Source organism: Bacillus sp. WC2507, assembly GCF_052656125.1.
On sequence record NZ_JBQXPN010000001.1, the window covers coordinates 4,654,821 to 4,679,301 of the forward strand.

At 35.9% G+C, this 24,481-nt stretch carries 28 protein-coding genes and 1 pseudogene; 11 read left to right on the forward strand and 18 right to left on the reverse strand.

All coding sequences use genetic code 11. The features are described 5' to 3' along the window. Positions 1 to 74 precede the first annotated feature (74 nt). Positions 75 to 923 (reverse strand): BglG family transcription antiterminator LicT, encoded by an 849-nt coding sequence (licT, locus tag ACUN28_RS24580; protein WP_016136572.1) that lies wholly within the window; start codon positions 921 to 923, stop codon positions 75 to 77. 557 nt (positions 924 to 1,480) lie between these two features. Between licT and ACUN28_RS24585 the strand changes: the two genes are divergently transcribed. Together ACUN28_RS24585 and ACUN28_RS24590 are read left to right on the forward strand one after the other, a co-directional pair. Beyond that, positions 1,481 to 1,750 (forward strand): YmzC family protein, encoded by a 270-nt coding sequence (locus tag ACUN28_RS24585; RefSeq protein WP_016089072.1) that lies wholly within the window; start codon positions 1,481 to 1,483, stop codon positions 1,748 to 1,750. A 149-nt stretch (positions 1,751 to 1,899) separates the two neighbouring features. Further along, positions 1,900 to 2,010: a YjcZ family sporulation protein gene (locus ACUN28_RS24590; RefSeq protein ID WP_000505686.1), complete on the forward strand. Its 111-nt coding sequence runs from the start codon at positions 1,900 to 1,902 to the stop codon at positions 2,008 to 2,010. Between the two features lie 67 nt (positions 2,011 to 2,077). Here the strand turns inward: ACUN28_RS24590 and ACUN28_RS24595 are convergent, their stop codons facing one another. Next, positions 2,078 to 2,239: a hypothetical protein gene (locus ACUN28_RS24595; protein ID WP_154214097.1), complete on the reverse strand. Its 162-nt coding sequence runs from the start codon at positions 2,237 to 2,239 to the stop codon at positions 2,078 to 2,080. A 469-nt stretch (positions 2,240 to 2,708) separates the two neighbouring features. Here ACUN28_RS24595 and ACUN28_RS24600 point away from each other — a divergent pair. Continuing rightward, a pseudogene (locus ACUN28_RS24600) lies at positions 2,709 to 3,110 on the forward strand (WXG100 family type VII secretion target); the annotation flags it as partial. 19 nt (positions 3,111 to 3,129) lie between these two features. Next, positions 3,130 to 3,345 (forward strand): bacteriocin immunity protein, encoded by a 216-nt coding sequence (locus ACUN28_RS24605; protein WP_016089074.1) that lies wholly within the window; start codon positions 3,130 to 3,132, stop codon positions 3,343 to 3,345. Positions 3,346 to 4,062: 717 nt separating this feature from the next. Here the strand turns inward: ACUN28_RS24605 and ACUN28_RS24610 are convergent. Then, positions 4,063 to 4,308: a hypothetical protein gene (locus ACUN28_RS24610; protein WP_016089075.1), complete on the reverse strand. Its 246-nt coding sequence runs from the start codon at positions 4,306 to 4,308 to the stop codon at positions 4,063 to 4,065. A gap of 199 nt (positions 4,309 to 4,507) precedes the next feature. Here ACUN28_RS24610 and ACUN28_RS24615 point away from each other — a divergent pair, with 199 nt between their 5' ends. Both ACUN28_RS24615 and ACUN28_RS24620 read left to right on the forward strand, forming a co-directional pair. Continuing rightward, entirely contained in the window at positions 4,508 to 4,633 is a 126-nt protein-coding gene (locus ACUN28_RS24615) for a YjcZ family sporulation protein (protein WP_000540377.1), read from the forward strand. A gap of 223 nt (positions 4,634 to 4,856) precedes the next feature. After that, a complete protein-coding gene (locus tag ACUN28_RS24620) occupies positions 4,857 to 5,330 on the forward strand; it encodes a hypothetical protein (RefSeq protein ID WP_016089076.1) in 474 nt (157 codons plus the stop codon). A 63-nt stretch (positions 5,331 to 5,393) separates the two neighbouring features. Here ACUN28_RS24620 and ACUN28_RS24625 read toward each other — a convergent pair whose 3' ends face one another. After that, positions 5,394 to 5,561 (reverse strand): hypothetical protein, encoded by a 168-nt coding sequence (locus ACUN28_RS24625; protein ID WP_016089077.1) that lies wholly within the window; start codon positions 5,559 to 5,561, stop codon positions 5,394 to 5,396. A 233-nt stretch (positions 5,562 to 5,794) separates the two neighbouring features. Here ACUN28_RS24625 and ACUN28_RS24630 point away from each other — a divergent pair, with 233 nt between their 5' ends. The 3 genes from ACUN28_RS24630 to ACUN28_RS24640 are packed head-to-tail and all read left to right on the forward strand — an operon-like array spanning position 5,795 to position 7,135. Beyond that, positions 5,795 to 6,136: a PadR family transcriptional regulator gene (locus tag ACUN28_RS24630; RefSeq protein WP_000683187.1), complete on the forward strand. Its 342-nt coding sequence runs from the start codon at positions 5,795 to 5,797 to the stop codon at positions 6,134 to 6,136. Further along, complete coding sequence (locus ACUN28_RS24635; RefSeq protein WP_016089078.1) at positions 6,129 to 6,611, forward strand: hypothetical protein; 483 nt, start codon at positions 6,129 to 6,131, stop codon at positions 6,609 to 6,611. Before ACUN28_RS24630 ends, ACUN28_RS24635 begins: the two co-directional genes overlap by 8 nt. Next, positions 6,608 to 7,135: a permease gene (locus ACUN28_RS24640; RefSeq protein WP_016089079.1), complete on the forward strand. Its 528-nt coding sequence runs from the start codon at positions 6,608 to 6,610 to the stop codon at positions 7,133 to 7,135. The genes ACUN28_RS24635 and ACUN28_RS24640 overlap by 4 nt, the downstream gene beginning before the upstream one ends. A 148-nt stretch (positions 7,136 to 7,283) precedes the next feature. On the opposite strand, the gene ACUN28_RS24645 is transcribed toward ACUN28_RS24640, so the two are convergent. After that, positions 7,284 to 7,439, reverse strand: a complete 156-nt coding sequence (locus ACUN28_RS24645) for a hypothetical protein (RefSeq protein WP_016136571.1) — start codon at positions 7,437 to 7,439, stop codon at positions 7,284 to 7,286. A 298-nt stretch (positions 7,440 to 7,737) separates the two neighbouring features. Between ACUN28_RS24645 and ACUN28_RS24650 the strand changes: the two genes are divergently transcribed. Continuing rightward, positions 7,738 to 8,625: a DMT family transporter gene (locus ACUN28_RS24650; protein ID WP_016133783.1), complete on the forward strand. Its 888-nt coding sequence runs from the start codon at positions 7,738 to 7,740 to the stop codon at positions 8,623 to 8,625. Between the two features lie 199 nt (positions 8,626 to 8,824). On the opposite strand, the gene ACUN28_RS24655 is transcribed toward ACUN28_RS24650, so the two are convergent. Further along, positions 8,825 to 9,592, reverse strand: coding sequence for a TSUP family transporter (locus ACUN28_RS24655; protein ID WP_016133782.1), 768 nt, complete (start codon positions 9,590 to 9,592; stop codon positions 8,825 to 8,827). Between the two features lie 263 nt (positions 9,593 to 9,855). Between ACUN28_RS24655 and ACUN28_RS24660 the strand changes: the two genes are divergently transcribed. Then, positions 9,856 to 10,641, forward strand: coding sequence for a TrmB family transcriptional regulator (locus ACUN28_RS24660; RefSeq protein WP_016089082.1), 786 nt, complete (start codon positions 9,856 to 9,858; stop codon positions 10,639 to 10,641). Positions 10,642 to 10,737: 96 nt separating this feature from the next. Here the strand turns inward: ACUN28_RS24660 and dnaB are convergent, their stop codons facing one another. From dnaB to ACUN28_RS24720, 12 genes are all read right to left on the reverse strand, one after another. Beyond that, positions 10,738 to 12,024, reverse strand: coding sequence for a replicative DNA helicase (gene dnaB, locus ACUN28_RS24665; RefSeq protein WP_016136570.1), 1,287 nt, complete (start codon positions 12,022 to 12,024; stop codon positions 10,738 to 10,740). Continuing rightward, complete coding sequence (locus tag ACUN28_RS24670) at positions 12,021 to 12,881, reverse strand: DnaD domain-containing protein (RefSeq protein ID WP_016136569.1); 861 nt, start codon at positions 12,879 to 12,881, stop codon at positions 12,021 to 12,023. Before ACUN28_RS24670 ends, dnaB begins: the two co-directional genes overlap by 4 nt. Positions 12,882 to 13,074: 193 nt before the next feature. Beyond that, entirely contained in the window at positions 13,075 to 13,401 is a 327-nt protein-coding gene (locus ACUN28_RS24675) for a nucleoside triphosphate pyrophosphohydrolase (protein WP_016136568.1), read from the reverse strand. A gap of 52 nt (positions 13,402 to 13,453) precedes the next feature. After that, positions 13,454 to 14,197, reverse strand: a complete 744-nt coding sequence (locus tag ACUN28_RS24680; protein ID WP_016136567.1) for a MerR family transcriptional regulator — start codon at positions 14,195 to 14,197, stop codon at positions 13,454 to 13,456. A gap of 8 nt (positions 14,198 to 14,205) precedes the next feature. Further along, complete coding sequence (locus ACUN28_RS24685) at positions 14,206 to 14,457, reverse strand: hypothetical protein (RefSeq protein ID WP_016136566.1); 252 nt, start codon at positions 14,455 to 14,457, stop codon at positions 14,206 to 14,208. A gap of 3 nt (positions 14,458 to 14,460) precedes the next feature. After that, positions 14,461 to 14,799: a DUF4870 domain-containing protein gene (locus ACUN28_RS24690; protein WP_016136565.1), complete on the reverse strand. Its 339-nt coding sequence runs from the start codon at positions 14,797 to 14,799 to the stop codon at positions 14,461 to 14,463. A 255-nt stretch (positions 14,800 to 15,054) separates the two neighbouring features. Continuing rightward, complete coding sequence (locus ACUN28_RS24695; protein WP_016136564.1) at positions 15,055 to 16,050, reverse strand: PD-(D/E)XK nuclease family protein; 996 nt, start codon at positions 16,048 to 16,050, stop codon at positions 15,055 to 15,057. A gap of 26 nt (positions 16,051 to 16,076) precedes the next feature. Further along, positions 16,077 to 18,521, reverse strand: a complete 2,445-nt coding sequence (locus ACUN28_RS24700) for a restriction endonuclease-like protein (protein ID WP_016136563.1) — start codon at positions 18,519 to 18,521, stop codon at positions 16,077 to 16,079. After that, positions 18,496 to 21,030, reverse strand: coding sequence for an MrcB family domain-containing protein (locus ACUN28_RS24705; RefSeq protein ID WP_016136562.1), 2,535 nt, complete (start codon positions 21,028 to 21,030; stop codon positions 18,496 to 18,498). The genes ACUN28_RS24700 and ACUN28_RS24705 overlap by 26 nt, the downstream gene beginning before the upstream one ends. 88 nt (positions 21,031 to 21,118) lie before the next feature. Then, positions 21,119 to 22,093, reverse strand: coding sequence for a tripartite tricarboxylate transporter substrate binding protein (locus ACUN28_RS24710; RefSeq protein ID WP_016136561.1), 975 nt, complete (start codon positions 22,091 to 22,093; stop codon positions 21,119 to 21,121). Beyond that, complete coding sequence (locus ACUN28_RS24715) at positions 22,090 to 22,767, reverse strand: response regulator (RefSeq protein ID WP_016136560.1); 678 nt, start codon at positions 22,765 to 22,767, stop codon at positions 22,090 to 22,092. Before ACUN28_RS24715 ends, ACUN28_RS24710 begins: the two co-directional genes overlap by 4 nt. A 19-nt stretch (positions 22,768 to 22,786) precedes the next feature. Continuing rightward, complete coding sequence (locus ACUN28_RS24720) at positions 22,787 to 24,376, reverse strand: ATP-binding protein (protein ID WP_016136559.1); 1,590 nt, start codon at positions 24,374 to 24,376, stop codon at positions 22,787 to 22,789. Positions 24,377 to 24,481: the final 105 nt, after the last annotated feature.

The window sequence follows — 24,481 nt, forward strand, 5'->3', positions numbered from 1 at the left end:
GTGCGATACATACGAATCACTCCATTACAAGTCAATTTAGGTTTTGCCTGCCAAACAGTAACAATCCCGTTTATTCAATTACATAATTCATTGCGTTTTGTTACACGATGAATGTGCAACGTTACATACACTTTTTCATCTTTTGAAAGATGACTATTATGTGCTTTTTGCAAGTATGCTTCAATCTTTTCTGTACAACAATATGCCTCTTCGTACTTACTTTTTACTTGCTCGTATAAAAAATCATCATCGGCCGAGTTCAATTCCTTCTGCATTAAACGCTGGGCAAAGTATCGTAAATGCGTTACGAACCGACTATAATTAAATGAATTTTCATCTAAGTTCATCTTATAGTGGTACTTTACAACATTTAAAATATCTTGGACGATTTTCGTCATCGCCACCGTTTGCTGCATTGCCGGCTCCCCTTGCTGCGCATTCACGAAATGTAGTGCAATTGACCCTGCTTCATCTTCAGAAAGTCTAAAGCCAGTCTCTTCTTCAATGATGTTCAAAGCTTGTAGACCAATTTCAAACTCTTTCTGATAGAATCTCTTAATCTCCCAAAGCAAAGTATTTTTGAGATCCATTCCTTCTTTATGCCGAGTTAAGGCGAAACTTAAGTGATCCGTTAATGTAAGATAAATATAATCACTTAAAGTCCCCGGCAAAACAGTCTTAGCAAACTGAATAATTCTCTCTGTAATCTCTAAATTTTCTACAGGAATTTCAGTAAGTAACCTAGCAAGTTTCTCTGACAATTCTCTTGTTTCTAGCACAAAGGTTTTTTCTATCTTAGATTCATCAATCGCATCGCCAACTTTTTTCTGAAATCCCAAACCTCTGCCCATAAGTACAACTTCTGTCTCATTATCCTTCATCGTACAAACAACATTGTTATTTAAGATTTTATGGATTCTCATATTGTTCCGCCTTCTTCTTCTTAAAGTCACAAAAGGTAATAAAAAAACCTAAACTGATTCCAAAAGCTACACTACACCCGTAGCCTCTAGATCAATTTAGGTTTTGCCTGCCGAACAGTAACAATCCTTTTACTTATTAACTTACCTTTATTATACACAAAGAGTAAGCGGTTGCAACGATAAATTATTGAATATTTTTTTACAAAGAAAATACTAACAATCGATCAGCTGTTGCTTACATTCATTACAAGACTAGTTATATACATCATTATATTTTACAATTACTGTAGGTAACGTATACCTTTCACTACATATATCATTCTAAATAATCAAACATAATTATCTATAAAATTCCATATAGACCCATTACTGGTTAAAATGTTATAATTTAATTACCCTACATAGTTACTCATATCCGGAATGAGGAACTAGCGTCTTATTAAGTAATGCGCATAACTCAAATAAAAAAGACACTTGAAAGTGTCTTTTTTATTTATTTTCATAATAATTATCTCTTTTATAAACAAAATCTATTAAACAACGAAGGAGACTATTAAATGGAGAATACTGTATCGAGAGAACTACGTAACATACGTATATGCCTTATCATCTTGATCATTGTCATTGCGTTTTGGGATCGTGAGAAAACTGTGGAAATCACTGACCATGGTAGTGACCCTATCGTAAACACCAGCAATATGACCCAAGTTGGCGATAATACATTTGCCTATAAAGACGAATCTAATCAAATTAAAATATTTAAATTTAACCCAGATACAAATGAAATAAAACTAATAAAAGAATTTTATACTAACGAATATGAATGAAATACATGGGACAAAAGGCACCTCAAGGTGTCTTTTTTATTTTCAAAAGGACCTGCTCACGTTTATACGTCAAAACATAAAGTAAATGGAATCCGTTAAAAAACACGAGTGACCCTTTGTTTTCCCCTCTTATTAAAGGAGGAACTGTTATGGGATTTGGTGGTAGTTGCGGCGGAAGCTGCGGTTTTTCTGGAGGATTTGCATTATTAGTTGTGTTATTCATTTTATTAATCATCGTTGGAGCTTCTTGCTTCTGCTAAACAAACTATCGGAAAAGACACTCTTATATGGGTGTCTTTTCTTTATTTTTGCATAAAAAAAGATTATTTATATTCTATCACTAACATCGGATACTTTTTCGCCGACGGCAGACATTTCTTTTTTTAGATTTCCTATTCCCTCTAATATTTTATCATGTCTTTCCTCTTCTTTATAAAGCTTTACACATTCCTTTAGACTATCAGCTTGATGTATATCTAAATACTCCATAAATTTATCAATTATTTTAGTTTCGCAAAATAATTGAGGTAATTGTGTAGAATGAATAAGTTAATCCAACTTATGTGACATTTCTTTCTTTAGTCTTTTTTGTTTATTTAATAAAAAGCACTTGCCTATGAAATAAACATAAATCTTAGTGACTTGTTTAATAATTGGAAAAAACAAAAGAATTAATGCTATGATTACGTTAATTCCTATCAGCATAGGCCATTGACCTGTATTAGTTATAAAAAGTTCTTTTAATATAAGAGTCATAGATATAATTTATTTTATTGATATAACAATTATTTCTAAAATAACTAAAATGATTACTAGTAAGGCTCCACTTAAAAGAATATGTCTCTTTGCCCTATTATATTGCCTATTTCATTCTTCATATTCTCCTGCTAGTTGTTTACCTTTTGTTAATACTGCTCTAAGCTGTTCCTTCTCCCCAAAAAATCCCTCCATTATGTTTACCAAAACTTCAAGTGCAGTAAAAAGAAAGACACCAGGTACAGTGACCTCAAGTTTTAACCTCGAACGAAGTTTAGGTACCCAAAAGAAGTTAATGTATAATGATGGTGCTATTGGTATTATTCCGCAAGAAGTTCGAGAAGAATTTTGGAAAACACTTTCTGATTCGAGCTATGCTAAAGAATTTAGTTCTATGAATATAAAACTTATGAAAAAAGGTAAGGCACCTTACTCACCAATAACAGAACATTGTGGTAACAATAATAAATATATACTACATCCGAAACAGCCTATTAATAAAAGTGGAGATGTCTATAACCTTGATAACTTAATCATTGTATCTCCTAAGATTCATCAAACAATATTAGATCCATCTTACCATTTTTGGAAAAAAGGGCTATAAATGATAGGAGGAATATAACATGAATAGTAAAATGACTAAAGAAGAGCTTATTAAACTTGTAGAGCAAATATGTGATCCTAAATTGCCAGATGAGTTAGGTAGTAAGTATATTGATATCTTAAAAGAGAATGTACCCCACCCAGCTCCAAGTGACTTAATCTTTTGGGATTTTAGAGACTTAACACCTGAAGAAATAGTAGAGATTGCATTGAATTACAAAGAAAGAAAAAAGTAGAATACTATGTCCGTAATAAGGTCGCTCCTTTATGGAGCCTGTTTTATTTTGTAACCAGAACATCTAATCGTTACCATGCCCCTTAAAGAAAAGACACCATAAGGTACCTTTTCTTTAAAAACTAAAAAGTATGAGAAATGGAACCTTTAGCCATAATTACGACTAAGGGCTTTTTGTATGTACATAAAAAAAGGAGCTGACTGTATGGAACATAATAAAAACGGAATGCTTGCTTTAATTGTTTTGTTTGTAGGACTAGCATTTTTTGTTATCGGCATGGTTTATCACTTATGGGGAACAGTTTAAAAACAAATAGTAATCCATTTAGAAGAAATTCAGAAGCAACATTCAGGTCTTCACCTCATTAAACACCAATAACCATTTTCCTAGTCATGTAACCCCTCCTTATGCTTGAGGGGTTTCCGCTTTAACACAATTATAAAAAAAGGCCCCATCACTGGGGCGCTCCAAAAATAATATAAGTAAATGAATTAAAAAAATAACAGACAACTAAAATATATATGATTAAAATTATATAATCTATATATATGCAATATTACATAAAAAATTTCATCATTACATGCTATACTAAAACAGGAGTCGACAATCGTTATTTTCTTCTTATTTTTAAAGCAATATGATATATACCTTCTTATCGCATTTGGATTGTACAAGCAAAAGAAGACATCATAATTGATGTCTTCTTTTCTTATATTTTTATGAATTTTTTTGCGAAGATGCTCTCCAATCACGAAAAGATGTTGGGCGTCCAGAATAAGCTCTTTGCTTTGCAGCAGCAACAGCTGATTTTTCTTCAATAGTCTTTGGTTTCTCTTCCACAATCGCTGATTTTTCTTCAAGAGTAGTCACAGCTGTTTGTATTTTTTCCAACTGCTCTTTTAAAGCTTGCTGTTCAATCTTTAAATCCGTAAGTAAGCGTAAAATCATTTCAGAATTAGCCATACAGATCCTCCTTCCCCCAATACACAGAATAAAATACAATATGTAAACGACCCAATACCGGTGACAAAATAAGGTTGTCAACTCTTATAAAATCCCAAGTATCTTTTATTTTTCAAAAGGACCTGCTCAAGTTTATCCGTAAAAACATAAAGTAAATTAAATCCATTAATTAATGGTCTTTATGGAAGGAGGAGTTAATATGGGCTATGGCGGTAGTTGTGGTGGAGGCTGTGGTTTCGGCGGCGGATTTGCTTTACTTGTTGTACTCTTTATTTTATTAATCATCGTTGGAGCTAGTTGTTGGGGCGGCGGATTCGGCTGCTAAGGGGAGGCACTCTTGAGAGTGTCTTTTTTTTTGTGTTTTTGGATGTACAGCTCCTATCTTCTGTAGAATGTGGAACAGACGGATAAGAACCTTTCGTATTTTTCCACCTAAATACGGCATCCTAATATGATTGATAATTATAAAAATTCTCCCTATTCATATGGTTAATTTTTCTATATTTGTTATAATTATTTTATATAAATAAATTGGAGGTGAAAAAATAATGATACTAATATTACCTATACTGTTATTCTTATTATTTATCCTTTATAAGATTTCTAAAATGGTTAGTAGAACCGTAGCTGTGTTAGTTGATTTTTTATTTTTAGGAGGATTCACTGCTTATTCATTACATAAACTCATATCGGTAAACATAGCAAGTGGGTATGCCGTTTATTTTTGGGATATTATATTTTTTATCCTTTCTTGTGTTCTATATTACATTGTTTTAAATTATCTAGTTATTAACTTCCCTAGAATAGCCGCATTTATTAATTACATTATTTCTTGGATTGGAACATTTTTAGTATATACAACAATCTGTATTATCTTGATAGGAAATTTACCGCAGTTATTAAATAATGAGTTTTTCAGTCAGCTCACTAATATTATTATTATTTCTATACTTGCGATCATAACATTTAATATTAGAAAAACCATGTTTGCCAATGAAGAGAGAAATGAAGAAATTTATTAGTTTATTATTAACTACATATCATAGTGTGGTAATAAAAAAGGCATACTAAGGTGCCTTTTTTATTTATTTGAATTGGATTAATCCATAACCTTCTTGTGTATTTGGAAATCCTAGTCGTTGAGAATAAACAATTAGATAGAATTTCACCAGATAAAGAAGTATTTCTATTTCTTGTTTACCTATCATTTTTATTATAAGCGCTATTGCCCCTGTTGCATGAAGTGCGGCCATAGATGTACATCCAATAACCCTCATACCAATTCTGTTGTACACTTCATTTTAAATATCCTACCCTTCCTTTATTTTAGTTTCCATTTGTGCTTTGCTCGTAGCAAGTTTTCTTACACCGTTTTCAGTACATGTAACATTACAAATTGACATAACACTTCATGCACCATATACTGTTAACAACAGTATACTGTCATTAACAGTATAAATCCTAATTCATTCTAGGAGGTCTATTCATGAAACATACAGGAAGACATACAGGTGCATTTCTTTTGTTATTTTTAGCTGAGGGGGATAACTATGGTGGGCAATTATTGCAAAAGTGCGAAGAAGAACTTCCAGTCAATCCAATCGATAGCGCCATTTTATATCGCACGCTAAAGAAATTAGAAAACGAAGGTGCAATTGAATCTTACGTAAGTACAGATCATCAAGACAAACCGAGAAAGATGTACAAAATTACACCTGCTGGAAAGGAACAATTGGCAGATTTCCAAATGGATATTGAAGAAAAAATGAAGAACTTATCCTTTTTCTTAGATAAATATAAAGACTTAAAGGAATCTGATCATGATTAACGGCGTGATCCTTTACACTTTAGCCATTATTCTTACGGGGCTTTCTTTTATGAAGGATCGTACGAAAACGAAAGAAGCTCTATGTAAGTCATGGAAAATGTTTCGCAATCTTCTACCCGCCATGCTTTCCATCATGCTTTTCGTTGGCTTATCGCTTTCTATATTAACACCGTCCTTCATCTCTTCTATCATTGGAGAACAGTCTGGATTGTTAGGTATTATTTATTCAGCGATACTCGGCTCCGTTGCACTTATTCCAAGCTTCGTCGTGTTCCCACTTGGTAATACGCTATTACAACACGGCGCAGGTCTACCTCAAGTTGCGGCACTCATGTCTACATTCATGTCAGTAGGAATTACAACATTGCCGATGGAACAAAAAATATTCGGACGAAGCTTTGCTTACGCACGTAATGCATCTGCATTACTCATGTCACTCCTATTCTCCTATATCATTTGGGTGGTGATGGTATGAAGGAACTAAAAAAATATCGCTTCTTTTTCATTTTATTACTGGGGCTCTTTGTCTTAACTTTTATAAATCAATCTTTAGGATGGAGCGCATTACAATTAACGGGGAATAGCATTTTAGATATGTTGTTTCTACTCCCCCCTGTCCTAGTATTTGTAGGATTACTTGATCAATGGGTGAAGAAAGAAACGCTCATGAAATATATGGGAGAAAAGTCCGGCATATATGGAATCTTATTCTCTTTATTATTAGGCGGAATTGCAGCTGGCCCTCTCTACGTTGCCTTCCCAATGGCAGCACTACTATTAAAAAAAGGCGCCAGCATTCGGTACATCGTATTTTTCTTAGGCGTTTGGACAACTGCAAAATTGCCAATTCTCGTGTATGAATTTTCTTCATTTGGCGCTACTTTTACACTTATTCATGTTGGTTTCGGTCTCGTATTTTTCTATGTAATGGGGCTTATTTTTGAAAGGTTTTATGATCAGGGACAGTTGCTTCGGTATGATGTTACGGAGGAAATGTAATCAAATTGACCATAAAATAGGAATATGATATATTTTCGGTAGAATACTATATAAGTATGACATCAAATAAAATGGCATATAATAAAAGAAGAGATGCGCTAACATCTCTTCCCTAACTGCTACCGTATAGGGTGGTAGTTATTATAAGTTATTTCTTTTTACGAAACCCACCCTTCTGCTTCCTACGGCGCGGAGTGGGTTTTTTGTTGTCCTTATCTAGAAGTTGCTTCCGCAAAAAATACGCTGAAACTTCGCGCACAGTCGCTTTCAGAAACTCTTTTACAAGATCAATCAAAAACTCCATATTATCACCTCCTTTCCTTCCGAATAGAAAGAAGGGATAACCATCCACCCTCACAATATGCAGTTGACTTTGTTTTATCAAATGATTGTAAAGATATTATGTAAACAAAACAAATGAAATTTTACATAGTTAAAAAGCCCTTCTAAACTGGGCTTTTTATATACATGCTATTACTTCCCAATTGTTATGAAAAAAACGTCGATAAATTTCTATTTCAAATATTCAGAATTAATATTAAAATAAAAAATGGGGATAGGGGTATGGGATTTAAAATTTTATACATAACGAGGGAATAGAAATGAAACTACAATTAAAAGCGGATTTAATGCTACTACTAGTTACATTCTTTTGGGGTGCATCCATCCTACTTACAAAGCTTGGACTTGATGGCATAGAAGAATATAATTTAATCGCATTACGATTTATTATTGCCTTTCTTTTATCAGGTTTAATATTTTACAAACATTTATTCAAAGTTGATTTTAAAACTGTAAAATATGCATTTATACTGGCTTCTGTTTTATTTATCGTTTACATTTTCGCGACTTTCGGTACAAAGTATACAAGTGTTTCTAATGCTGGTTTCTTATTATGTCTCACAGTCATTTTCATTCCAATATTATCAGCTATATTTTTAAAACACATTCCTGAAAAGAAAGTTATAGTAGGAATCATTTTAACGATAATAGGAATTGGTTTATTAACATTAACGAGCGAATTCAAAATCGGTAATGGCGATATATTTTGCATACTGTCTGCCCTATTTTATGCGATCCACGTCATCATTACTGGAAGCGTAACGAAACATGTAAATTCCATTGCACTTGGAGTCATACAACTCGGTTTCGTCGGCCTATTTAGTCTTATTTTTTCATTCATTATAGAAACACCAAAGCTGCCTAGCACAACCAACTCATGGCTCATCATCTTAGCCTTAAGCATATTTTGCACCGCAGTCGCATTCATCGTGCAAGTAATTGCCCAGCAATACACGACGCCCACACATACCGGACTTATCTTTTCATTAGAACCTGTCTTTTCCGCAGGCTTTGCTTTCGTTTTCACGGGTGAAACACTTACTGGAAAAGGATACTTAGGGGCGACACTTATATTAGTAAGTGTGTTGATTGCTGAGTTGGATTTTAAGAGTTTGTTGAGGCCTAATTATAAGAAGAATATAGAGTAAACATTTCACTATGATCAATAAACATACCCTAGAAAAATATGAGTTTATATTATTTTCATGCTCTTCACTTAGATTTTCTTTTTCGATGCTATCTTCAAACAAGGTAGCATCGAAAAAATGTTAAAAGGAATTTCTCCTTAGTATCTTCTTATACTTGATGTAGTTTACATATTTGACCTTTTCTACGTTCTTTGATTACTTACTGAATAAAGTCATACAGATTTTTCGCTAACAATAAACAAGTTACTGTAATGAAAAGAGCACGAACATACCCACTTCCTTTTTTTATAGCAAATTGGGAACCAACAATCCCTCCAGCAATTTGAGCAATCCCCATTATAAAACCATACGCATAGTTTACTTGCCCTACATACATAAACATCAACAATGCCCCAACATTACTTCCTAAATTAAGAAGCTTCGCATTACCTGCTGCTTTTAAAAAATCATACCCGATAAATAAAAGAGAAAACATTAAAAACGAACCTGTTCCAGGACCTAGAAATCCATCATAAAAACCAATAGTAAAAACAAAAAAAGTAAAAATAATGACGTGTCGACCAGACAATTTCTTATGAGTGGAAATACTACCCCAATCCTTTTTGAATATCGTATAAATAGCCACCGCACCAAGCATGATCAGCATCAATGGCTTCAGTACTTCTGGGTTCATTAAATGGACGGTCCATGCCCCTATTATGGAACCTATGAAAGTGAGTGGAACTAATTTAAACGCCGATTTCAAATCAAGATTACCAGAACGATAAAACACAATATTACTAGTTGCACACCCCATTGTCGACGCTAGTTTATTCGTAGCTACTGCACTTGCTGGATTCAATCCTGTAAATAATAAAGCAGGTAAGGCAATGAGTCCACCACCACCTACAACTGAATCAATAAATGCAGCTAAAAATCCAAAAGCAATCAAAATCATTAATACGGATGGGTCTAAATAAAAATCCATGTTATTAACCTCCCCTTTAGTCACTATCAGAATAGTAACTAATAATTTGCTAAATGTAAACAGTTATTGTAACGTTGAAATATAAAGTGAAACTTTAATCAGTGGGGGGTTTTGTTCATCCCCCACTGATTATTAGTTGAACCAATCGGGCTTTTACGGGCAGTTGATCCCCCACCTAACTTCTTTGCTTCCGCTGAATTTTGAGGTGGGGGTCTTACTGCCCGTTAAAGCGGGATAAAAGCAAACATCGGAGGACGAAAAAAGTGGATTACATAGTGCAACAGCTTAAAAAAATGGGTTTTAATGAATATGAAGCTAAATCTTATGTATCTCTTGTTAAACAAGGGCCTGTCACAGCCTACCAAGTGAGTAAGGATTCGGGTGTCCCAAGAGCGCGAATTTATGAGATTTTGGGTAACCTTGTAGAAAAAGGAATTGTCATGAAGGAAGAAATAAATGACACCACTCGCTATTCACCTCTACCGGTTGAAGTCTTTTTACAAAAGGCTCAATCAGAATGGCAGTCTACTTATGAAGGAATCAGTGATTCATTAAAAAAACTAGAAACTTCCGAGGAAAAAACGGATAATCGAGTCATTACGTTAAAAGACAATAAAACAATCATTAGCTATTGTCAGGCATTAATAAAAAAAGCAGAACAACGTATTGTCATTTCAATGTGGGATGAGATGTATGAAGCGTTAGAAGAGGATCTATCTGAAGTAGCTGATAAAGTTACAATACAAGGTATTACCCTGCATGTTGAAAATCCCATCAAAAATCTAGAAGCCCATCGTATAACACCTTATACAGAAACCTTATCTACAGAACATTGGTTCATTTTATCGATAGATTCTAAAGAGATGATTTATGGACCATCACTTGAAGAGCGTAATATTGCTTTTTATACAGATGACCCCGTTCATATATACCTATTAGAGGATTATGTATGGCATGATGTTTTAGTAAATCGACTTGTCCGACGTAGCCAAGATGATTTGCAGCAATGGATTACTGCAGAGAGAAGATCTTTCTTTATGGGGAAATAAGAAACATATTTAAAGAATCAAAGAATAAAGCATAAGTTAATGAAATGAAACACTTATGCTTTATTTTATTCGCAAAGCGATACTCGATCCTTTTCACTATTTCCCCTCCACAAACCTCCCAAACTCCTTCAAAAACCGCAGCTTAAAACTCCCCACAGGTCCATTCCGATGCTTCGCCACATGAATCTCCGTCATCTCTTTCTGCTTCGTTTCCTTATCGTAATAATCCTCGCGATACATAAGCATAATGACATCCGCATCTTGCTCAATTTGTCCCGTCTCTCTTAAATCAGATAAAAGAGGGCGCTTATCTTGACGTGACTCTACGGAACGAGACAATTGCGACAACGCTACTACACAAACATGTAATTCACGTGCTAATACCTTAAGGTTACGCGAAATCTCACTAATCTCTTGAAATCGATTGCCCTTATGCTTCGGATCGCCCGTAATGAGCTGCAAGTAATCTACAATAATTAAAATCTTTTTATCACCGTGCTTCCTTTTTAACTTACGAGTTTGCATCCAAATATCTTGCACCGTAATGCCTGCATTGTCGTAAATCTCAAGCGGCAGTTCACCAATCTCCGCAAACGCCTGACTCACCTTTTCCCAATCTTCCATCGCAAAACGGTGCTTCGGATTTTTCAGCCTGCCTGCTGACACTTCACCTACGCACGAGGCCATCCTTTTTAACAATTGCTTGCTACTCATCTCTAACGAAAACAATCCAACCGCCGCTCCAGACTTCGCTGCATGCAGTCCAACATTTAGCGCAAACGCAGTCTTCCCCATAGAAGGACGCGCACCAAGAACGACAAAATCACCTTCCTGCAATCCGCACGTCATTTTATTTAGCGATATATAACCAGTCTCAATACCAGTAATCTCTTTCGCATCTTGATGAAGCTCTTCATATAAATCAACTAACGCATCCTTCAAATCAAACTCACATACACAGTCCTTTTCCTCTAACTCACAAAGTGCCGTAATCGTCTCACCAATAATTTTCTCATTCTTCTCCGCAATAAGACGCTCTCCCATCTTGTGCCCGAGAACACCAGCCTGATACATTTTCCAGGCACCTCGAACAAGCCCCTCATAATAAGAGAAGTTGCTAGTAGTAGGCACACCATCCATTAACCCGATAAAATACTCCATTCCCCCGATTCCCTGCAAAAATTTCGGATCTATCCTAGAAGTGAACGTCACAAGGTCAATTGGTTGCCCCTCTTCTTCCATTTTTCGCATTAACTGAAATATAGACTTATGCACCGGCATCGAAAAATACTGCTCCGTCAAACGGCACTCCTTAATAAGCTCTCCATCAAGTAATAGAGAACCTAACACCGTCTTCTCCGCCTCCACATTTTGAATACTCATGGACGCCACCCGCGCTCCGCTAAAAAGCGCTGCAACTCTTCCTCAGACGGCGCACTCTTCTCCCACTCCTCACACCTCGCCAAAAACTCCTCCGTCTCCCCCGTACTAACAGACGACTCCTTCTTCCGAAACTGAGCCGTATCCGCCTCAACCTCACATACTTTCGTAAATCCTTTCCCGTGCCACCCTCTCAAAATCCCCTTCACATAAGCAACCGTCCGCTTATTATTCTCAAACGCAATTTGAAGAGCCTTCAGCACAAGCTCCTCTGACAAATCTTCCATCCACGCACTCAATTCCTCCACCGTATGCGGAGACAAACTACCAAAATGTTGCTCATAAAAAGAAAACACGCGACTTCCCGTTTCCTCCTCTACAACCTCTTCTTCCTCTGCCTCCTCACAAATCGGATCGGCATCATCCACAGCCAAATCACCCGGCATACCGAAATGCGCTAACAGCATCGGAACATTCAGCTCCTCCTCTACGCACTTCTGAAGAAACATATGTACAAACTCCTTATTCTTCACACCCTTAAGCTCACGAAGCACACACTTCTCCACATTCGTATTCGTCACAGGATTATAACGAAGCCAATTTAAAACAAATAACTCCCGAGTATCCGCATCATAAAGAATCTTTCCATAATCAACAAAGCGCTGCACAAGCTTATCAACCGTCTCCCGATTATAACCAGTCTCCATCTCAGCTAACCGCTTCGGAAAAGGAAAAATCCCGCACTGCGTCGTCTTCGAACAAGTCAGCAAATACACATAAAAATACCGCTCCTCCGGCGTCAAATCCAAAACAAAATCATCCTGCCAAAAATTCACCTGCACATTACGATATACCGCCATCCTAATTCCTCCCGTCTCCGTTCAAAAGTGAAAACCTCTTCATAATATATATGGGAGGATGGCCGGGTTTTTGGCGTGTTATTTCAAAATTTTTTTCGACTCCTACTACGGTGTTTGTTGGTGTTTTTGTTTTGTTATGTTTTTTCTTAGTGATTTATTACTTGGTAGGGGCTTGTAAGGGGCTTAGGAGGGGTTAGTTGTCGGTTACTTCGATTAGAAACACTCGATCTGAGAAGCCGCCTCTTTCTTCTGCTTTCTTTTTTCGGATGTTGTTGATTTCTTCTAGTGTTGTGCCTTCGTGTTCAGCTAGGGCGTTTATTAGTTCTAGTAGGTCGGAGAGTTCTTCTAGTTTATGTTCTTTTGCATCTGCCTCTAGATACTCGGTTAGTTCTTCTTCTGTTTTTTTGCAGATTTCTTTTATATATTCTTCTTCGGGTAGGATTTTTGTTGTGGGTGTTTTTCCGTTGTTTTTTATTATTTGTGGGATTTTGTTTCGGATTAGTTTGTTGTAGGTTGGCATGGGGTTTTCCTCCGTTTGGTTTTTCTTCTATTATAATGGAAAAGCAGTTTAACTAGGTGTTAAACTGCTGCATTGCTTCTTTTATATAGTTTTCTTCTTCGGTTGTGAAGAGGGTTGGGAATTCGGATAGTGGAAGGTTTGTTTTTTGGATTATATGCTCTATATCGCTTTGAGGTGTATCAAGATAGTTCGTTACTTCTTCTATTAAATTGAAAAATCTCTTCAAAGTAACTTGAACTTCATGATGACTCGGATCCTTCTCTTCTTCCTTATACTTTTTCAACTTCCCTATCACATCCATAAATCGCCGATCAAACTTTTCTTTTAATTCCTTATTATTATAAAACGCTCGAACACTATCCGTTGAAAAGTGTTCCTCTAACCATTCACTATTTTCTTTCTCCCATATAAAAGTTTGCAAAAACGAAGAAAACAAAGCAACATCCACTCGTTCTTCCTTTTGAAACTTCTTCGTCATCTCATCCATATGCGAAAGCACCTTTGCAATTCTTTCTTGCTCTGCCAAAAGCAATTCCCTTTGAAAATGCACTTGCCTTAAAAATTCTTCCGTCTCTATATCACGCTGCAATATAATATTTTGAATTTCCCCAAGCGAAAAACCAAGATGCTTAAACGATTGAATTTGCTGCAGCACATACAAATCATCTTTCGTATATAACCGATGCCCACCCTCAGTATAATCGCTCGGCTTTAATAAATTAATCTTGTCATAATAACGAAGCGTCCGCACCGTAACATCCCCAACACTTGCAAACTCACTAATCATCCACGCCATACCATCACCTACTCCGCTAACTTCTTTCTCACATACTGAAGCATACGAGAAAAACTCTTCTCATTCTGCCTACAATATTGAAACAAACCTACAACAAGCAATAAAAAAGAAATATTCCCTCTATAACGATTTTCATACTCACTAATCCCATCATAAAAGTAATCATACTTTCTTTTTCGTAAAACGATATAAATTGCAATAAACAACACAGCAATCATAACCAAAAGTCGCTTTCCCCTTATCTCCACTTCTTGTTTCATCACCTATTCTCCTTCCAATGCATACTTATCTTCTTTAAATAACGGAATTCGAATGAGATAACGATATGTTTCATCGCGTATTACTTTCCACGCAACAATGATCACTTGAACGACCTCAAAGGCAAATAGAATCCAAAACAAAATATCACTAATACGCGAACTAATGTTAAATAGAAGAAAGATTAACAAATGAAAGTTGAACGCCTTTCGGCAATGGTATTTGTACACTTCATTTTTACGTGCCAGTGTGATGTACATGAGTAGTGGCGAAAAGATTCCTATTGCGGCTGAGAGTAATAGCATGATAATGGTGTTTCTTTTTTCTTTTGTGGTGGTTTTCATGAGTAGTTTTGTCCCCCTTTTTGTTTTGTCTTCTTTAGGTTAGGGGGTGACGTTGGGGGAGGTTCAAGGGAGAATGTATAGGAAAATTGATTAATACCGATATAGGTAAAATTAGACTTTTACCTTGACAGGGTGGAGGTCATCATTTTAAATTTCACATCCACGTTATTTACAAATAGAAAGAAGAGCATATATCTCATATGCTCTTCTTCCCATAGCTAATAATACAATTTATCCGACTAATATTTATCTAATCTATTTCACAATTACATCCATCATTTTTAACAATTTCTCCACTTCACCTAAAACTCCCATCGTTCCAGGAATATCAATTATCCCTTTTCCATCTCCCACTCTATAATCCCTCACCACAGCAACCGTCATATATCGCCCATTACCAAACCTAGGTTTCTCCACATTGAAAGAATAATTATGCCTTCGTTCGATTAGCGCCTTACTCCACTTATCCCTAAGTTCTTTTCTTCTATCCTTATCAGCAACATGTATTTTAAAACATACACGTCCTTCTTCTAACTGCAAATACTGCTTACAATTATTATCTTCTTGTTCACTCCACCATAACGCATAGAACCCACCATTGGGATTAGCTACATATCCATATTGACCTTTGATCCCGCGTTGCTTTAACTCCTCATAAAATCCTTCCCAAGCTTCACCTTTCCACTCGCTTAACGGAAGTATCTTATATGAATCATATTTTTGATCTATTTCTCGTAAATAAAAATAGTAATCTAAAAATATTTGATCTTGAACTCCTCTATCTATATTCTCTTGTAAAAATTCAAGCATATGTTTTCTTGTAAACAACATATATTTTGCGTCAATTACTGCTGAATAATCACTTTGATTCCCTATTTTATAATAGATAGGCAACAGTTCATTTTCTTCATATTTTTTAAATTTCATTATATCTTCATAATAACGTTTCAGTTGATTAGAATGCTCTTTTGTATACGTTTTATCTTCAATTAAAATAGCCTGATTACCGTTAATTTCAATGAGTATATCTAAACCTTTAAATTGTTTCGTAATCTTAATTCCTTTAATAACGGCTGGAAAGGTCTTTTTATGTAAGTCATATATTCTTCTAATAAAACCTATACCGGCTTCATGTAAACATTCATCGGTTTCTTTATAGATTGGGTTTGCCCACTCTGCTAGCCAACAAATAAAAGCATCTTGCGACAACTCACTTGTTCCATGTGAAAATAAATTCGGTCTCTTATCCATTATTTACTCCCCTTTGTATCTAAACGCTATTCCCCAACATTCAATACTTCTAAAACTTCCCTAAACAACACCGATCCCCTACCAATGGCTAACTCCAAAGGCACTTCCTTAACTCGTCCATCTCTCCCCACCATAACAACCCCATTCTCATAATCAACCCAAATCTGAACATCCTGCACATAATAACTCTTAATAGTAGAAGCCTCATCTAAGTTGTTATGATCCAGCTCAACTTTAACCTGCTTCGTGAAACGACGTAACGTTTTCCAAAGAATTCGTTCCTCTTTTGATTTCATGAAGAGTTCTGGGAGTTCTTGTACTTCTTTTAATAACGACATAGTTGTTATGGTGTATGTTTGAATACCATATCCTACTGGACGAATGAGGTGGTCTAGTTTTTTCCATGGCTCTAGTTCGAAATGTACATGCTCATCGTTTTGTGGCATTTGAATGTGTTTGATTTTGGCTACGTATTGAATGCCACCTTTTTCTCCGTGCCATTTTTTCGGTGCATATAATGCTATGTACTTTGCTTCTTGCCATCCTGATTTTAGCTGTATGGCTGGTAACTGATATAAGCCATTCTTTCTATACGTTTCATAGTCATTTTCAGTTTTCACGCTGCCCACTAATACTTTTTCTTCTAGTGAAGAGTGCCATTCTTCTTTTGTTCCTCTTGGAAGGATGCCTTCTCTTATAATTTCTTCTGGGCTTTTTTCAATGAGATGATCTAGAAATTGTTCGACTAGTCTTGTTGCATTTGGTAAGAATGGAAAGCCACCGATATTTACTTTTTCGATACTTTTATAAAATGGATGGTTCTCGTATTCTTCCTCTTGGTCCCACGGGAATAGTACGTACGCTCCGTAAGCTGTTCGCTCAAATGGTCCTTCTTGTTCTACTACTAGTGCGTCTCTGTAACGATGCATTGTATTAATGTCTTCTTCCATTGGACCAGGAGTGCCATACTTCCTTTTGTAATGAGCTTTTTCAGCAAAATCAATTCGGTATTTTGCATCAAAAATGTATTGATATTGATAGTTCTTTCCCTTTTTCTCAATAGCGAGCATCGTATCTGGTTTTTGTGTAACTGTTGGTAGTCTACCGTTTCTTTTCTGGAAATAAAGTTCTATTACTTCATCAGTGACTGGATGCTTGAACGTTCTTTTTGCAGTTTTACTTTCATCAAGCGTTACGTATAAACCATCTTGTTTAACTTGAATAACGTCTTGATGAAGCGGTATATATTTTTTAGATAGAATTTGTCCAAGTTTTAAATACGTCCAGTATTCGTATAACCTTGCGACATCTTTTACCGACATTTTGAAAATTTGTCCTCGTAATGTTAAACCGCGCGATAGCATTAAGAAGATTTGATATGCATCTCTATAGCCTGCTGCCATCTGGATAACGAGTGAAAAGACTGAGCGATCTAATTTTCCGATTGCTCTCCAAAATGGATCGTTCAATTCATTTTTCATTCGATACTTCATATTTTTTACACGTTTCAGCAAATCTTCATCAGTTTCACCACGTGTATATCTAGACTTTTTCTCTAGCGCCTTAAGTAAATCATCGATTTTATGTACGACTCTTTGAATCATCCATTTAACAAATCGATTTTCTAACGTATCATAAGACACTTCCTTATAAGCTGTAACACCTTTAGTCGGTATACTGTTTTCTCCTTGCAGCAAGTGTGGTCGCTTTCGCAAATAGTTCATTCCGACAGAATCCAATTTACGAATTTTTTCTCCTCGTACTAGTTGATGTCTAGTCATAAGCGTATGATGCGGTTGTCTTTTAATGTGAGAGATCGACTTCATAAACCGCTCAAAGGAATCATTTAAAATACGATAAAACTCACTCTTCGATGGATTTGTAGCGTAAATTGCAGACGCTCCTAAGTAAGTTCTCTTTAATAAATGAAACGCTAAATTATAAATTTCATCATTCACTTCATCTAATAAGGCTCTGTAATCATCCTTATAATCAAGTTTTGCTGGAAAAACTTCAAATGTAACGGTTAATAAAGTATCTTGATCATCTTTAATTTCAAACGTTGTATTTCCTACTTCATTCGGAAACGAAAGATTCCCCATTAACACATGAAGTGATCCCATTTGAATAGAACTAACTTGTTTTCGAAAACCCGGATGTTCATGATAAAAAGAGAGCTGCTTGTTATTTTTCGGAACAACAACAAGCTGATAACTTCTATTTTCAAAAAAGATTGGCGGGTGTTCGCTCCATTCATCCAACCTCTGCAATCCCGCATCAAATACAGAAACGGATTCCGGATTCCCATCTACATGAAAATACATCATTTCATCCGCGTTCATAGCGTGATATTCTTTTAAGCTCTCATATTTTTCATGATAAGGATTTCCTTTAATCGTCAATGATAGTTCATCTGTTTCAATCTTAACTAGCTCTATCTCATTATTAGATCCAGAAAGAGGTGAAACCATCATACTCGAACCTCCTTAACATATGAGACAGCTTGTTAGCTGAACGAGGATATTTAGCATATGAAGCGTCATTATTACCGCTATCATATTCTTCATTTGCACATAATACATACAACTGTTTTAATACCTCTTCTGTTCTTCCATCGCTTCCTGCAAGACGCGGTAAAATCTTTTGATATATTTGATAATCAAGCGCTTCATCAAACGATAATAGCTTTCCTTGTTCGTTGTATGCCATATAGAAACAAATTTCATCTCGTATACGGTATCCAACTTGAGCACCTACTGATTCAAGTATTCTATTTATTTCTATTAAAATAGTTGAGATATTTCTCACAAGATCTTCGTTTTCTTTAAAACATTCTTTTAGATGAAGATACTCGGTTTCTAAAGAGCGATTTGAAGCAATTTCAGCTTCCTTCTCTTCTACATCCATTAAGAAATTAAAATAATCTAAGTTAACGGTATTAAATTCAATTGTATTTGCACGATCTAATACTTTCTTACTTAAAGGATGTGTCGTTTCGTCCATGTTTACCGTTCCGATAATATATACATTTGATGGGATCGTAATGTGCTTATTCGTAATTGATTCTGGAAGTACTGGTGACGTAACAATTTTTCCACCTTTCCATTTACGGCTCTCAATTACACTTAAGAAATCACTAAAATAGTATTCCACTCGAGCTAAGTTCATCTCGTCCAATACTACAAAATAAGGTCTATTTGGATTTGCATCTGCAGCTTCAAGCACCTTAATTAACGGTCTTTCTTGAAACTCCCCTTGAAGGTTCACATACCCAAGCAAATCAGAACTGTCACTCCAATCAGGTCGAATCGGAATAAGTGTAAATTGTCCATTCTCTTCCGTTGCTCCTAAACTCTCCGCAAACCACTGAACAATTTTCGTTTTCCCTGTACCTGAAATACCCGATAAAATCACAAATGGCTTCGTCTTTAATGAAAGGAAGAAATTAATAAGATCCTTTTTCTCATAATAGAAACCTTTACTTTGAATATAAGAAGACACATGATTAATAAGGGATTTCTGATCTAAATGAACTTCTTTCCTCCCATAAATCACTTCATATTTTATTCCTTCCTCTTTATAAGCAATAAATCCCTCATAATAGCGAAGCATTTCTTCTAGATCCTCTACTAACTCTTTTTCACTTGGCATTTTATTAGCATCATACGCAATATAAGCCGCTGTTGAATTCGCATATCCTTTCGCTTTTGGGCTTGTCCCTAGGAAAATCTCATCATCTTTTTTCACCTTTTGAGACATATGTATTTGCTCTCGAATCTCTTCTTTAATTTTTTGCATATCTTCTTTAGCGGTTTCCGTTACACCTTGTCCAATGGTCAAATATAGTCGTTGCATATCTTCACTAAATAAATAAACGATATAATATCCTCTCTGTGTCGATGTTGTAATATCTCTATGCATTAATGCAATCCACGGAACTGTTGCCCAATTTCCTTTCCCAACCGATCCTATTACACTGTACTGCGCCTCATTTATAAAAGGTAAACGAATGATCTCTGTTGCCATATCATTTCGGACTGTTGACCCTAATTTATGTCCTGCTAATTTTTCTGTTTTTGCATCCAAATATTCTTTCATTATCTTCAAAAAACCTTCACGTAAACTACTACTCATATTACCGCCCTTTTCTTCACTCTTTTTTATGTATCGTTCGGCTGGAACCCCTTCATCATTAATTAGCCCTACTTGCTCAAGCCAATCCAGTAAGTTATTCGTACGCTTCCTCGCCACAGATTCAACCATCAAATTATCTCCTATTGAATTTCGGACAATCGTCATTCCCAAACCTACTAAAGCTTCTTTCTTTTCATCCTTTGAATACTTCTCTAACAATCCAAGAACAAATAAAGCATGTCGGAAATATTCCTGCTTTAAAACTAACTGGGCAATGTAGATATTTTTATCTTCTGATTGAACATATTCATTTAATAGAAGATGATTCATTTCATGAGGTTCATTCAAAAATCCCAACAATCTTAAATCCTGGCGCGCATTAGATTTCATTCTATATAAATTTTCATCCGTTTGTTGACGTAACGTACTTGGATTATATGTACCATTCATTATCTCTTCTAAAAAGAGCATGACTTTATCATATTTTTCGCTTGGTAGATTATCAGTTTGGAACTCTTTAAATGTAATAATTCCTGATTCCGTTACATTCACAAATGGAAGCTGTGAAAAGAAAGCTACCAAGAAATTATTCATTTCACTTGCTTGTCTAAAACCCTCCCTCTTTACTGTGCGTATATCAATAAACTTTTGCCAAGCGTTCTTAAGGAGCTCAGAACTCACTTTAAAATAAGATGATGCTTCCTTTTCGTATTGCTCACGTGAAAATTTGATTTCAACGTCTAAGTCTCCATTATCTTTATTTCTAACCAAATAAGTTTTATCACTATTTATATCTTCAACCTGCTTTGTTGATTTAGCCAATTCACTTATGAGTTGCTCTAACATTTTCATCCCCACCGTTACAATAAATTACAATTACTACTATTTTACCAAACTATGTATAAAAGAAAAATCATACGCCATACCGTATGATTTAATAATTTCTATTATTCCCCACTAGTTCCCCATACTCCTGACTACTTTTCTCAAGAAATATTATACTCTCCCCACTCCCCTTATAAAACCCCTCCCAACCCCGCTCCCTCAAAATCCCCTTCCAACTATCACTCTCCACCATCTTCCTAATAACACCATCCCAATAAGCAACCTCTTCCTCCGTCATATCTTTCGGGCCCATAATCCCTTTCCAGTGCTGGAATATGACGTCGATTCCTTGTTCTTTCCATGTTGGGATTTCTGGTAGTCGGTCTAGCCGTTTTGGTGCGGATACGGCTAGTATTTTTATTTTGCCGGTTTTGTATTGTTTTTCGGCTTCGGATAGGGTCATGGTTGCGGCGCTTATTTGTTTGTTCGTTAGGGCGTTTATGATTTTTTTTTTGTTTTCATAGACGAAGAATTGTAGTTCGGCAGGGTTTATGCCGAATGCTTTGCTTACTTGTACGAAGGATAGGTGATCGTCGTTTCCTAGGCCGGGGGCAACGCCGATTTTGAAGCTTTTCTTATTTTGTTTTAGTTGTTCCATTAGTTGTTTTGCATTTTCTATATTTGAGTCTTTTGATACGACAACAACTTCCCAGTCCGATGCGAGTGTTGCGAGCGGCGTGAAGTCTTTATATGTTAGTTTACTGTGGCCTAGTAGGTTGTTCGTTATGAGTAAGCTTGAGTTAATCGCCAGTACGTGACCGCCTTTTTGTTTCGTATATTTCCATCCGACATCACCACTGCCACCTACTTTGTTTGTGACAGTGATTGGTTTTGTGAAGATTTTTTCTTCTGTGAGCGTTTTTTGCATCGCTCGTGCTGTTAAGTCCCATCCTGCTCCTTGAACGTTTGGGGCAACGATTTCTACTTTGTCGATGTTCACTTTATTTGTTTGGGATTTTTCCGAGGAACAACCAGCTATTACTCCTGTCATGATCCATATACATAGTAATAATCGTTTTTTCATAGTCCTCGTCCTATTCGGTATTTTCGTTCTGGTCGTCCGATAATGCCGTATGTGTACTCTACTGTACATTCGTTTGTCGCCACTAAATATTCTAAGTATCTTCTTGCGGTTGTTCTGGAGGCCCCCATTTGTTCTCCCATTTCTTCTATTGTAATTCCCTCTTCGAATCCTTTTATAATGTCTTTCACTTTTTGCAGCGTTAACGGATCAACGCCTGTCGGTAAGTTTTTTACATCTTGTGTTTGCGACGTACCGAAGAAGTTATCGATGAGTGCTTGATTCACTTCATTGCTACTATGTAATAATTGCTTCTTTCTTTTATAGTCTTCAATTGTGCGAACAAATTTTTCTAACGTGACCGGTTTTATAAGGTAATTGCTTACGCCGTTTCGAATTGCTTTTTCTAACATATGGTTTTCATTTGCCGCAGTAACCATAATGACATCAACGTTTGGAAAATCAGCATGGATTTGTGGTAATAAGTCGGTTCCAATTCCGTCTGGTAAATAATTATCTAATAGAAGCAAATCGACTTCTTCCTTTTGTAGTAGTTCCATCGTTTCTTTCGCGTTCAATGCTTTTCCAATTACTTTTACGTCCTTTATTTTTGATAAAAACTCTTCCTGAATTTGTGCGACGCGGAAATCATCTTCTGCAATTGCAACCTTCAACATATGCCCATCCCCCTGTTTGTCATGTACTTTCTCTCAATGTTTTCGGAAGGTAAATTGTAAAAATAGCTCCCCCATTTTTCTCGTTTTGAATTTCAATTGTTCCTCCTAGTAGATCTACCATTTCTTTCACGTTTGCTAGTCCGTAACCACGATTGTTTCCTTTCGTTGAAAATCCTTTTTGAAAAATAGTCGTGATTTTTTCTGCCGGTATTCCTGCTCCACTATCTATCACTTCAAACACAATATCGTGTCCAATATCCGTAACAAAGAACGAAACATTCTTTTCCTCTCGTTCACTCACCGCATCAAACGCATTGTCGATTATGTTTCCAAGGATCGTAATAAGATGCGAAACTTTTATATGATCTGGTAACGGATGAAGCGCACTATCTCCTTCAATATGAAAATCAATTTTCTTCTCAGACGCTGTTCCGAGTTTTCCTAATAAAATAGCTTGTACTTTCGCATCGTGAATTTGATGGAATAAAATATGGTTTTGGCTTTGATGAATGTTAGATTCTTGCTGAATAAATTCAATTGCTTCTCTATAGTGCCCTAACTGAAGTAATCCTGATAAAACGAAAAGTTTATTTGTAAATTCATGCGTTTGAGCACGTAAATCCTCCGAATACTTTCTTACCTCAGATATTGTGTTCACAAGGTTTTGCAGTTCTGTTTTATCTCTAAAACTACATACAACGCCTACCGTATTATTATTTTCGAGTATCGGCGTCATGTTTAAAATAAACACTTTATCTTGAAATGCGATTTCTTGATCGTTTTCTAGTACTCTCTCCATATGAAATTCCGGTAAAACTTTTGAAATGTGCCGCTGCATATAATCATCATTTACATGTAGCATCTCTTCTGCAGACGTATTCATCATCGTAATAAAGCCATTTTGATCAATGGCGATAATCCCTTCTTTTATAGATAGTAGTATCGCACTTCGTTCCCGGTATAGCGCTGCAATTTCATTCGGCTCTAGACCGAGTGTATCTTTACGAATGCTACGTGCTAAAAGAATGCCACCAACAATTCCAGCTAGTAATACAGCTAAAGAAAAGAGTATAATTTCTTTCGTTCTGCTCAGTATGTTAGATTCGATACCTTTTATTAAAAACTCTACTGTCACAACGCCTACGACTTGATCATAGTCTCCGTTATGAACAATAATAGGTGCCTTCGCCATTAAGGCTGGACCGCTTTCACCATTTCCTTCAAGCGTATAGTATCCGCCAAAAGTGAGTGCTTCATAGTTATATGGATTGTTACTCTTTGTACCAATTAACTCCGAATTAGAATGGGAATACATAACCCCAGAGCGATCTTCCACAATGACATAATCTGCACCAGCTTGCTCACGAACTTGTTCCGCAATGGATTGAATCGTACTTTTATGCTCGTTATATTGAAAAGCATCTTTTATAGCTGGCATAAAAGAAAGAGATTTAGCCGTTTGCAGCGCTAACTGTTCTACTTGGCGCTTCGTATCAACGGACTGAATGTAAACAAATATTCCCGCTAATAGGAGAACGACAAATAAAATTAACGTAATAATTAAGCTTACTATTTTCGTTTGTAATGACACTTTGCGTGATTTCTTCATATTTCATATCCTTTGATAAAATATTCAAAACTATCAATCTCCTTTTTTCTATTATTATGACAAAACTGAAAATGAAGCAACTATTAAAAATACCCATGTACATAA